The sequence below is a fragment of the Variovorax sp. Varisp85 genome (assembly GCF_047304045.1).
Taxonomy (GTDB): Bacteria; Pseudomonadota; Gammaproteobacteria; order Burkholderiales; family Burkholderiaceae_C; genus Variovorax.
This window is the reverse complement of record NZ_JBGLYN010000113.1, coordinates 1-11130: the sequence shown is the minus strand read 5'-3', so window position 1 is coordinate 11130 and position 11130 is coordinate 1. Positions and strand designations below refer to the sequence as shown.

Here is an 11130-nt window from a genome sequence, read left to right as displayed (position 1 = left end):
ACAGTGAAACGACTCAGCGCCGATGATAGTGCGGGTTCCCGTGTGAAAGTAGGTCATCGTCAGGCTCTTACAGCCCAAAAAACCCCAGTCAGAAATCTGACTGGGGTTTTTTGCTTTGGGGAGTTTGAAAATGGAAATGCAATGGAAATGGCGACACCGTCAATAACCAAACCGAACAGCCAATAAAAAAGCCCGATGGACAATCCACCGGGCTTTTTAGTTGGCGCAATCAGCGATTGTCAGGCTGCCAGACGCTGCTCAATCGCAGCCTTGGTTTCCGGCAATTCCTTCGGCAGATGGTGCTCAAGCTGCTTGAACAGCTCGGAGTGCAGCTTCAATTCAGCCTCCCACGCAGCCTTGTCGATGCTGGTCACGGTCGCGAACTGTTCGGCGCTGAAATTCAGGCCTGTCCAGTTCAGATCCTCGTAGCGCGGGCTCACGCCAGTGATGTGCTCCACACCATTGGTCTTGCTGCCTTCGACCCGATCGATCATCCACTTCAGCACGCGCATGTTCTCGCCATAGCCAGGCCAGACGAACTTACCGTCCGCGCCCTTGCGGAACCAGTTGGTCGTATAGATCTTCGGCAGCTTGGCGCCCGAGGCTTCCAGTTTCTTGCCGAGATCGAGCCAGTGCTGGAAGTAGTCGCTCATGTTGTAGCCCATGAACGGCAGCATGGCGAACGGGTCGCGGCGCACGATGCCTTGCTGGCCAGCCGCGGCAGCGGTCGTCTCCGAACCCATGGTCGCGGCCATGTACACGCCTTCCACCCAGTTGCGGGCTTCGGTGACGAGCGGCACAGTGGTCGAGCGGCGGCCACCGAAGATGAAGGCATCGATCGTCACGCCCTTCGGGTCGTCCCACGCCTCGTCGAGCGCCGGGTTGTTGGTGGCCGCCACGGTGAAACGGGCGTTCGGGTGCGCGGCCTTGGCACCGGTTTCCTTGGCGATCTGCGGCGTCCAATCCTTGCCCTGCCAGTCGATCAGGTGCGCTGGCAGCGCCTTGCCCGGTGCGTCCTGTTCCATGCCTTCCCACCATACATCGCCGTCGTCCGTGAGCGCGACGTTGGTGAAGATCACGCCGTCGTCCAGGCTGCGCATGCAGTTCGGATTCGTCAGCATGTTGGTGCCGGGGGCCACGCCAAAGTAGCCGGCCTCGGGGTTGATGGCACGCAGAGAGCCATCGGCCTGCGGTTTGATCCAGGCGATGTCATCACCGATGGTCGTGACTTTCCAGCCTTCGAAGCCCGCCGGCGGCACCAGCATCGAGAAGTTCGTCTTGCCGCAGGCGCTCGGGAACGCCGCTGCGACGTGGTATTTCTTGCCTTCGGGATCCGTCACGCCGAGGATGAGCATGTGCTCGGCCAGCCAGCCTTCGTCGCGACCCATGTTCGAGGCGATGCGCAGGGCGAAGCACTTCTTGCCCAGCAGCGCGTTGCCGCCGTAGCCCGAGCCATAGCTCCAGATCTCGCGCGTCTCGGGATAGTGAACGATGTACTTGGTCTTGTTGCAGGGCCAGGACACGTCCTTCTGGCCAGCCTCGAGCGGCGCGCCCACGGTGTGCATGCAGGGCACGAATTCGCCATCGGCGCCCAGCACCTCGTACACGGCCTTGCCCATGCGGGTCATGATGCGCATGTTGACGGCCACATAGGGCGAGTCGGAGAGTTCGATGCCGATGTGGGCAATCGGCGAGCCCAGCGGGCCCATGCTGAACGGCACGACGTACATCGTGCGGCCCTTCATGCAGCCGTCGAACAGAGGCTGCAGCGTCGCGCGCATTTCGGCCGGCGCCATCCAGTTGTTGGTGGGTCCGGCGTTTTCCTTCTCCTGGGAGCAGATGAAAGTGCGGTCTTCGACGCGCGCAACGTCGCTCGGGTCGGACACCGCGAGGAACGAGTTGGGGCGCTTGGCGGGGTTGAGCTTCTTGAAGGTGCCGGCGTCGACAAGTCGCTGGCAAAGGCGGTCGTATTCTTCCTTGCTCCCGTCGCACCAGTGAATGGCTTCGGGTTTGCACAGCGCGGCCATGTCGGCCACCCAGGCAATCAATTTCGCGTTCTTGACGTATGAGGGCGTCTGAATGGTGAGGCCCTTCATCGTGGGTGCGTTCATCGGAAAATCTCCTAAGTTGAAAAATCGTCTTTCCGAACGGGGCGCCGTGCCGCTCAGGCACGGAGGTCCGTTTGAGAAAACGTTTCGCTTTGGGAGACTGCGTCAGCGCGGGCCGCACCGCCCGCGGACAAAGGCGCGAACGCCTGTCAGCGTCAGGCCATGTAGACCGCGATGGATGCCAGTAGCAGCATCAGCACGCCGCCGGCCAGCGGCAGCACCAGTGGCATCAGGTGAACGACCGACTCGACGGCGTCTTTTTCGACAGCGGCGCCCTGGCTCGGCTCGATGGGGGTGGGGTTGGACATCGGGAAGTACCTCGAATACGCAATTGACAAACTGCCGGCATTTTACCGACCGGCAGCCTGGGACCGGTCTAGGGGGTTGCGAGCCCCTGAATAGAACCGTCCGGGGTTGATCTTGCGGCTCAATGCTGCTCTTCGGCTTCGAAGCCGGCGTCCTTCAGCGCGGCCAGCACGCTGGCGAGGTGAGCGCGTCCGCGGGTCTGCAGCACCAGTTCGATGTCGACGTTCTGCGCCGCCAGCATCGTGAAGGCGCGCTGGTGATGGACTTCATCGACGTTAGCGCCCGCTTCGGCCACGGTGGCCGTGATCTGGGCCAAGGAGCCCGGAACATCGCGCGCGCTGACGCGCACGCGAGCCAGCCGGCCAGCCCGCACCATGCCCCGTTCGATGATGGCCGCGAGCAGCAGCGGATCGATGTTGCCACCCGAAAGAACCAGCCCCACGCGCTTGCCCCTGAAGCGCTCGGGGTGCCGGATCAGCGCCGCCAGGCCGGCCGCGCCCGCGCCCTCGACCAGGGTTTTCTCGATTTCGAGCAGCATCAGCACGCCCTGCTCGATGTCGCCCTCGTCCACCAGCAGCAGGTCGTCGACCTTGCTTGCGATGATCTCCCGCGTGAGCACGCCGGGCGTTCCGACCGCGATGCCCTCGGCGATGGTGCTCTTGCCCTGCGCGTGGTGCGTACCCTTCACGGCGTTGACCATGGCTGGAAAGCGCGTGGTCTGCACCCCGACGATCTCGATGCCCGGCTTGCGTTCGCGCGCCGCAACCGCCATGCCGGCGATCAGCCCGCCGCCGCCCACCGCAACCACCAGCGTGTCGAGGTCGGGCACCACGTCGAGCATTTCGAGCGCCACCGTCCCCTGACCCGCGATGATCGCCTCGTCGTCGTAGGGATGCACGAAGGTCAGCCCCTCGCGCTGGGCCAACTCCAGTGCGTGGGCGCGGGCCGCATCCAGCGTGTCGCCGTGCAGCACCACCTCGGCACCGAAACCGCGCGTACGTTCGATCTTCACGCCGGGCGTGAAGCGCGGCATCACGATCAATGCGCGCAACCCCAGCCGCTGCGCGTGATAGGCCACACCCTGCGCATGGTTGCCGGCAGACATGGCGATCACTCCGCGTATACCGTTCTCCGAGAGATCGACCAGCTTGTTGCATGCCCCCCGCTCCTTGAACGAGGATGTGAATTGCAGGTTCTCGAATTTCAGGAACACCTGTGCGCCGACGATCTCGGAGAGCGTGCGCGACTCGACGCAGGGTGTATTGAGCACCTGACCTTGGAGGCGCGCCGCGGCGCGCAGGATTTCATCGATTCCGACCATGGCGCGCATTGTGGCTGGAATCGCACCCATGAGGGTTTTTACCGTTCGCCGGTCTTCCCGAAGCCAAAAGTCTGCGTTATGGTCGCTCCGAGATTGTCCTCGTTGGAGGTTGCCTGATGGTCAAGCGTGCGGGTGTCGATGTCGTGGCTGCTGCGGTACGCGGGCAGGCACTGCCGTCGCCTGGCCTCAAGGAGGCGCCGGTGCTCGAGCTGATGTGCTCGCACTTCGTGCTCACGCTGGCGGCCAAGCAGGGGCCGCGTTTCAATGTGCGGCGCGACATCAATGGCCTGCTCTCGCTCACGGGGCGGCACCTGGTGTGGCCGGCGGCCGTGCTGCAGCGGCTGCGCGAATTCCTCGGGCGACGCTGCGCGGGCAACGAGGCCTGGAAGGGCGTCGAGGACTTCGACGGCCGCACGCTGCTGGAACGCCACGGCGTGTGGCGTGGCCCGTATGAAGAGGGCACGCTCTTCTTCTATCTCGACGAATACGCGAAAGACCAGCCGAAGGACCTGCTCTCGGTGCTGGCCGTCACGCGCGACTGGCTCACGCACGCGCTGCGCAAGCAATCGACGCTGGTCGAGAAGAACATCGACGCGCTCGCGGGCCTGCTGCAGCTCAACAAGGCCGAGCGCGCGCTGCTGCTCTACGGCACGCTCGCGCGCTACCAGCGCGACCTGCGCTCGCTGCTGGTCGAGTTCAAGGTCAACAACGCTCCCGAGGCCTATGCGGCCATTGCCGACCTCGCGGGCGTGAACGCGAGCGAGGTGGGCGAGGCGCTGCGCGCGGGCTCGCGGCTCGAGCGCATCGGGCTGGTGGAGAACCTGATCTCCGAGCACAACATCACCGACCTGGCCGACCTCATGAAGGTCAGCGAGAAGCTGCCGCCGGTGCTCATGCGCGAGTACCGCGACCACAACGAGCTGATGGCCGTGTTCACGCGGCCCTCGGCCAAGAGCGCGCTCACGCCACACGACTTCTCGTTCGTGCAGGAAGACGCGCAGATGCTCGTCACGTTGCTGCGCGCGGCGGTCGCGCGCAAGGAGCCCGGCGTCAACGTGCTGCTCTACGGGCCGCCCGGCACCGGCAAGACCGAACTCGCAAAGGTTGTCGCGCAGGCTGCAGGACTCGAACTCTTCGAAGTCGAGTATGCCGACCGCGACGGCAATTCATTGAGTGGCCGCGACCGCTACCGCTCGCTGCAGATCGCCCAGGTGTTCCTCAAGGGCAGCGCGCAGGCCGCACTGCTGTTCGACGAGGTCGAGGACGTCTTCCCGCCCATCAGTACCGAGGCTGCGCAGTTCATGGCGCGCGCCGAGCAGATCCCGGCGCCCACCAGCGGCAGCGTGAGCGGCAAGGCCTGGGTCAACCAGATCCTCGAGGCCAACCCCGTGCCCACGCTGTGGGTCACCAACCGCATCGAGCAGATCGACCCGGCCTTCCGTCGCCGCTTCGCCTACCACCTGGAGCTGAAGTCGCCGCCGCCGGGCGCGCGCGAGCAGCTCGTGAAGAAGACGCTCGAAGGCGTGGTCGTGTCCGAGGCCTTCACCGCCAAGCTGGCCGAGCGAAAAGGCCTCACGCCCGCGCAGATCCGCACGGCAGTGCGCTTTGCGGGTCTCGCGCGAACCGACGACGCTTCGGTGGAAGCGCTCATCGAACGCCAGCTGCGCAACGCCGACCTCGCCTTGGGCACGCTCGATGCCGGACGCGGCGAGCGCCGCAGCGTGACCACCTACGACCTCGACATGCTCCATGTCGAGACCCGCTTCGAGATCCCGCGCATCGTCGAGGCGCTGAAGGCGCGCGGCCACGGCACGCTGTGCTTCTACGGCGCGCCCGGCACCGGCAAGACCGCGCTGGCCGAGCACATCGCCAAGGCCGTGGGCCGCCCGCTCATCGTCAAGCAGGCCAGCGACCTCATGAGCAAGTACGTCGGCGAAACCGAGCAGAACATGGCCGCCATGTTCCGCGAGGCCGAGAACGAAAAGGCTGTGCTGCTGCTCGACGAGGCCGACAGCTTCCTGCAGGACCGGCGCGGCGCGCAGCGCACCTACGAGGTCACCGAGGTCAACGAGATGCTGCAGGGCATGGAGCGCTTCAACGGCGTCTTCGTCTGCACCACCAACCTGCTCGACCGGCTCGACCAGGCCGCGCTACGGCGCTTCACCTTCAAGATCAAGTTCATGCCGCTCACCGCCGCGCAGCGCGAGCGCATGTTCGTGACCGAGGCGCTTGCGGGCGACGCCGCGCTCATGACAGCTGCCATGCGTTCGCGGCTGGCCCCGCTGACACAGCTGTGCCCGGGCGATTTCGCGGCGGTGAAACGGCAGACCGACATACTGGCGGCCGAGTTTTCCGCGACCGAATTCCTTGACCAGCTCGAAGCCGAGCACCGTATCAAGCCCGAAGTGCGCGAATCGCGCGGCATGGGTTTCGTGCAATAGCGGGAACAGAAGAAAACCGGGCGCGCGAAACATCCGCGCGTCCGGGCCACGAGGAGGAAGGTATGGACTTTCGCAAGGTCGACGCGCGGCTGCTGCCGCGCCCAGGCGCATCGGTTGCGGGCGCCGCGCTCGCGGTGGCCTGCCTGCTGGCGGGTTGCGGAGGTGGCGGCGGCGGAGGCGGTGGCGCAGGCCTGCCGATCGGCCTGCTGCCCGGGACCACGACGCCGCCCGCCAGCGGCGGCGGCGATGGCGGCATCGTCGCCTCGGCCACGGTTGCCGGCCTGTGCGCGGCGCCGCGCGCGGGCGTCAACCCCGACACGGGTGCCGCCTATCCGGACCGCGCTGGCTCGCTCGACAACGAGAAGAGCTGGGTGCGCGGCTGGATCGACGAAACCTACCTCTGGTACACCGAGGTGCCGACCACGCTCAAGGCCGCCGACTACGCCACGCCGGTCGCCTGGTTCAACGTGCTCAAGACGCCGCTCACCACGGCTTCGGGCCGTGCCAAGGACCGCTTTCACTTTACCTACGACACCGAGGTGTACCGCCAGCTGTCGCAGGGCGGCGTGTCGGCCGGCTACGGCATGGAGACGGCGGCGATACGCAGCTCGCCGCCGCGCGACATCCGCATCGCCTTTGTCGAGCCGAACTCGCCCGCTACCAATGCGAGCCTGCAGCGCGGCGCGAAGATCCTCACCATCGACGGTATCAACGTCGTCAGCAGCACCGGCACCGCCAACGTCAATGCGATCAACGCCGCCCTTTCGCCCAAGGCCGTCGGCGAATCGCACACCTTCACCTTCGAAGTGAACGGCGTCGCGCAGTCTCCCGTGCAGTTGACGGCCGCGAAGGTCACCAGCACGCCGGTGCAGAACGTCCAGGTCATCGACACCGGCAGCGGCCGCGTGGGCTACTTGCTGTTCAACGACCACATCACGACCTCCGAGGCGCAGCTCATTGCCGCGGTGAACACCTTCAAGCAGGGCGCGGGCATCCAGGATCTCGTGCTCGACATGCGCTACAACGGCGGCGGCCAGCTGCTCATCGCCAGCCGGCTGGCCTACATGATCTCGTCGCCGGCGGTGACCGCGGGCAAGACCTTCGAGCAACTCACCTTCAACGACAAGAACCCGTTCCACCTGACGGCGGCGCAGACCCTGACGCCCTTCACCGGCACCAGCCGCAGCGGCCAGGCCCTGCCCACGCTGGGCCTCTCGCGCGTCACGGTGCTCACCGGCCCCGACACCTGCTCGGCGAGCGAGTCGGTCATCAACAGCCTGCGCGGCGTGGGGGTCACCGTCAACCTCGTCGGCGGCACCACCTGCGGCAAGCCCTACGGCTTCTACCCGCAGGACAACTGCGGCACCACCTACTTCGCGATCCAGTTCAAGGGCGTGAACCAACAGGGCAGCGGCGACTACGGCGACGGCTTTGCGCCCACCGCCGGTTGCACCGTGGCCGACGACTTCGCCCACCAGCTCGGGGACCAGAGCGAGGCGCGGCTGTCCGCGGCGCTCACGCTGCGCAGCACCGGCGCCTGCCCGGCCGGGTCGTCCAAGGCCCTGGCGTCGGGCCTGGACAAGAGCCAGGCCGCGCCCGATGTGGAGCAGCCCTACATGCCTGGCCGCTCGCCGCTGCGCGAGAACCGGCTGATCAATCCCGCACCCGATCCGGCCTGATCCGACCGGCCCGCGCAAACCCCTAGGCTGCGGCGCTTGCCATGGCCGCGGCTTGCACCGTAGAGTTGGCAAACGTTTGCGCAAAGCTTTGCGCAAACGTTTGTATTTCAGTGCCTTCGACTGAAAACCAACCTCTTAGTCTCAGGAGCGGAAGATGCAGATGCGCAAATGGATCGGGGCGATGTTCATCGCCGTCATCACGGTGTTGGCGGGCTGCGGCGGCGGTGGCGACGGAGGCGGCGGCATCGGCCTGGGCCCGGGCTTCGGCGGCGGATCGGGCGGCTCCACGGCGCAGAAGATCATCATCGACAGCGACTACAACACCATGAGCGACGACGGCCAGCTCGGCGTCATGGCAGTCCAATTGCAGGCCAGCGGCAAGGTGCAGGTCATGGGCATCAGCGTGGTGTCGGGCAACCAATGGCTCAAGCAAGGCGTGGCCGACGCGCTGATGTCGATGGAGCGGCTCGGCGTGGGCAACCGCATCGGCGTCTACGTGGGCGCGAACTACGCGCTCAACCACAGCTTCGCCGACGTACAAGCCGAGATGGCCGCGGGTGCCGGCGGCGACGGCTATCTCGGCGCCTGGGGCGGTCCCGAGCCGAAGACCGATGCCGACCTCAAGCCCTCGCCCGACGGCTTTGCGCAGCACACCGTCGTGCAGCGCAAGAGCGCGGTCGACTTCATCGTCGACACCGTGAAGGCCAATCCCGGCCAGATCACCATTCTTGCCATCGGCCCGCTCACCAACATCGCACTCGCGGCGAAGCAGAACCCCGAGATCGTCCCGCTCATCAAGAAGATCATCTACATGGGCGGTGCCATCGACGTGGCGGGCAACACCACCAAGGCCGCCGAGTTCAACTGGTGGTTCGACCCCGACGCCGCGCAGTACGTGGTGCGGCTGCCGATCCCGCAGGTGGTGGTGCCGCTGGACGTGACCGACACCGTGTTCCTCACCAAGACCATCTACGACCGCATCGCGCACCCGGCCAAGCCCACGGCCGTGACCGACGTGTTCCAGAAGCTCAACGGCTACGGCTTCGACGGCAAGAACGGCTTCGAGAACAACCCGAACTACACCCAGAACATCTGGGACACGCTCACGCTGGCCTACCTGATCGACCCGGGCTACGCCACGCAGACGGTGGACCGCTACGTCGACGTGATCGCCAAGCCTGGCGCGGCAGACAACGGCCGCTCCATCGGCTATGCCTCGCAGCCTGCGGGCCCCACGCTGCAGAAGATGACGGTGGTGAAGAAGTTCGACAACGCGCGCTTCTTCGAGCTGTACGTCGACCTGCTCACGCGGCCGGTGCCGGTCGTGCTGCCCGCGACGAACTGAAGGCTAGAAGGCCTCGCACACCCGCAGCACTTCGCTGCCATAGGCCTCGAGCTTCTTGGTGCCGATGCCGCTGATGCCCTGCAGGTCTTCGAGCGTCGCCGGTGCCCGCTCGGCGATGGCCGCCAGCGTGGCGTCGTGGAAGATCACGTAGGCCGGCAGATTGTGCTCCTTCGCCACTTCGGCGCGCCATGCCTTGAGCGCCTCGAAGCGCTTCTTGCCGGTGTCGTCGAGCTTGGCGGCGGCCGGCGAGGGCGCGCCCTTGACGGTCTTCTCGCGCCGGGACTTGCGCTCCGCCGGTGACGACACCGATTCGCGCAGCGTCACGCTCGCCTCGCCCTTGAGCACTGCGCGCGAGCCTTCGGTGAGCTTCAGCGTGTTGAACGCCTCCGCGTCGACCGCGAGCGCGCCCGTGGCGATCAGCTGGCGCAGCACGCCGCGCAGCGCCACCTCGCTGAACTCCGCGCCGATGCCGAAGGTGCTGATGCGCTCGTGGCCGAACTGCTTGACCTTCTCGGTCGGCTTGCCGCGCAGGATGTCCATGATGTGCCCGGCGCCGAAGCTGATGCCGCTCAACTGCTGCACGCGGTAGATGGTGCTCAGCAGCTTGCGCGCGGCATCGGTGCCGTCCCACACCTGCGGTGGGTTCAGGCAGTTGTCGCAGTTGCCGCAGGGCGTGCTCTTCTCGCCGAAATAGCCCAGCAGGCGCACGCGCCGACAGTCGCTCGCCTCGGCCAGCGAGAGCAGCGCGTCGAGCTTGCCGCGCATCACCTGCTTGAATTCCTCGCCGGCAGGGCTTTCGTCGATCATGCGGCGCTGGTTCACCACGTCCTGCAGGCCGTAGGTCATCCAGGCGTCGGCGGGGCCGCCGTCGCGGCCCGCGCGGCCGGTTTCCTGGTAGTAGCCTTCGATGTTCTTGGGCATGTCCAGGTGGCCGACGAAGCGCACATCGGGCTTGTCGATGCCCATGCCGAAGGCGATGGTCGCGACCATCACGATGCCTTCCTCGCGCAGGAAGCGGTCCTGGTGCTTCTGGCGCACCGCCGCATCGAGCCCGGCGTGATAGGGCAGCGCGTTGATGCCGGCGTCGCGCAGCATCACCGCCACGTCTTCCACCCGCTTGCGCGACTGGCAATAGACCACGCCCGCATCGCCTTCATGCTCGCGCTCGATGAAGCGCAGCAGCTGCGTGGTCGCGTCCTTCTTCTCGACGATGGTGTAGCGGATGTTCGGTCGGTCGAAGCTGGAGACGAACTGGCGCGCCTCCTCGAGCTGCAGCCGCTCGACGATGTCGGCGCGCGTCAGGTTGTCGGCCGTGGCCGTGAGCGCGATGCGCGGCACGCCGGCGTAGCGCTCGTGCAGCACGGTGAGCGCGCGGTACTCGGGGCGGAAGTCGTGGCCCCACTGGCTCACGCAATGCGCCTCGTCGATCGCGAACAGCGAGAGCTTGCCGCGCTCCTTCAGCGAATCGAGCTGCGACAGGAAGCGCGGCGTGTTCACGCGCTCGGGCGCCGCGTACAGCAGCGTGATCTCGCCGCGCAGCATGCGGCGCTCCACGTCCTGCGTCTCTTCCCAGTCGAGCGTGGAATTGAGAAAGGCCGCGCTCACCCCCGCCTCGTGCAGCGCGCCCACCTGGTCGTGCATCAGCGCGATCAGCGGCGACACCACCACCGCCACGCCGTGCCCCGCGCGCTGCCGCGCGATGGCAGGGATCTGATAGCACAGCGACTTGCCGCCGCCCGTGGGCATGAGCACCAGCGCGTCGCCGCCGCCGACCACGTGGTCGACGATGTCCTGCTGGGCCCCGCGGAACTGCGCATAGCCGAAGACTTCGTGAAGGATGTCGGCGGGTGCGCTGCTGCCGGAGGCGTCGATGGGGCGGGGAGCGAGAGAGGACACAGGCAGCGGAGGGGAGGTCGGAAGGGGGCGAGGG

General features: G+C 66.4%; 8 protein-coding genes. 4 read left to right on the top strand and 4 right to left on the bottom strand.

Features of this window, described 5'->3' with window-relative positions; all coding sequences use genetic code 11:
• On the top strand, positions 1 to 186 hold a 186-nt coding region (locus ACCC97_RS28070), incomplete at its 5' end, for a hypothetical protein (protein WP_413336245.1).
• A 53-nt stretch (positions 187 to 239) separates the two neighbouring features.
• Here ACCC97_RS28070 and ACCC97_RS28065 read toward each other — a convergent pair.
• The 3 genes from ACCC97_RS28065 to ACCC97_RS28055 form a co-directional block, all read right to left on the bottom strand.
• On the bottom strand, positions 240 to 2111 hold the full coding sequence (locus tag ACCC97_RS28065; RefSeq protein ID WP_007831973.1) for a phosphoenolpyruvate carboxykinase (GTP): 1872 nt from the start codon (positions 2109 to 2111) through the stop codon (positions 240 to 242).
• Between the two features lie 152 nt (positions 2112 to 2263).
• A complete protein-coding gene (locus tag ACCC97_RS28060) occupies positions 2264 to 2416 on the bottom strand; it encodes a hypothetical protein (RefSeq protein WP_007831971.1) in 153 nt (50 codons plus the stop codon).
• A gap of 119 nt (positions 2417 to 2535) precedes the next feature.
• A complete protein-coding gene (locus tag ACCC97_RS28055) occupies positions 2536 to 3735 on the bottom strand; it encodes a threonine ammonia-lyase (RefSeq protein ID WP_193386545.1) in 1200 nt (399 codons plus the stop codon).
• Positions 3736 to 3851: 116 nt separating this feature from the next.
• Between ACCC97_RS28055 and ACCC97_RS28050 the strand changes: the two genes are divergently transcribed.
• The 3 genes from ACCC97_RS28050 to ACCC97_RS28040 all read left to right on the top strand — a co-directional run bounded on the left by ACCC97_RS28050 (position 3852) and on the right by ACCC97_RS28040 (position 9200).
• Positions 3852 to 6176, top strand: coding sequence for an ATP-binding protein (locus tag ACCC97_RS28050; RefSeq protein WP_413336243.1), 2325 nt, complete (start codon positions 3852 to 3854; stop codon positions 6174 to 6176).
• 62 nt (positions 6177 to 6238) lie between these two features.
• Positions 6239 to 7855 (top strand): S41 family peptidase, encoded by a 1617-nt coding sequence (locus ACCC97_RS28045; protein WP_413336241.1) that lies wholly within the window; start codon positions 6239 to 6241, stop codon positions 7853 to 7855.
• 160 nt (positions 7856 to 8015) lie between these two features.
• Positions 8016 to 9200: a nucleoside hydrolase gene (locus tag ACCC97_RS28040; RefSeq protein WP_042673180.1), complete on the top strand. Its 1185-nt coding sequence runs from the start codon at positions 8016 to 8018 to the stop codon at positions 9198 to 9200.
• Positions 9201 to 9203: 3 nt separating this feature from the next.
• Here the strand turns inward: ACCC97_RS28040 and recQ are convergent, their stop codons facing one another.
• Complete coding sequence (recQ, locus tag ACCC97_RS28035; RefSeq protein ID WP_086012098.1) at positions 9204 to 11096, bottom strand: DNA helicase RecQ; 1893 nt, start codon at positions 11094 to 11096, stop codon at positions 9204 to 9206.
• Positions 11097 to 11130: the final 34 nt, after the last annotated feature.

Bases quoted from the DNA above. Each gene is read 5' to 3' on its own strand.
- ACCC97_RS28065 (WP_007831973.1), bottom strand. From the start codon at position 2,111: ATGAACGCACCCACGATGAAGGGCCTCACCATTCAGACGCCCTCATAC.
- ACCC97_RS28060 (WP_007831971.1), bottom strand. From the start codon at position 2,416: ATGTCCAACCCCACCCCCATCGAGCCGAGCCAGGGCGCCGCTGTCGAA.
- ACCC97_RS28055 (WP_193386545.1), bottom strand. From the start codon at position 3,735: ATGGTCGGAATCGATGAAATCCTGCGCGCCGCGGCGCGCCTCCAAGGT.
- ACCC97_RS28050 (WP_413336243.1), top strand. From the start codon at position 3,852: ATGGTCAAGCGTGCGGGTGTCGATGTCGTGGCTGCTGCGGTACGCGGG.
- ACCC97_RS28045 (WP_413336241.1), top strand. From the start codon at position 6,239: ATGGACTTTCGCAAGGTCGACGCGCGGCTGCTGCCGCGCCCAGGCGCA.
- ACCC97_RS28040 (WP_042673180.1), top strand. From the start codon at position 8,016: ATGCGCAAATGGATCGGGGCGATGTTCATCGCCGTCATCACGGTGTTG.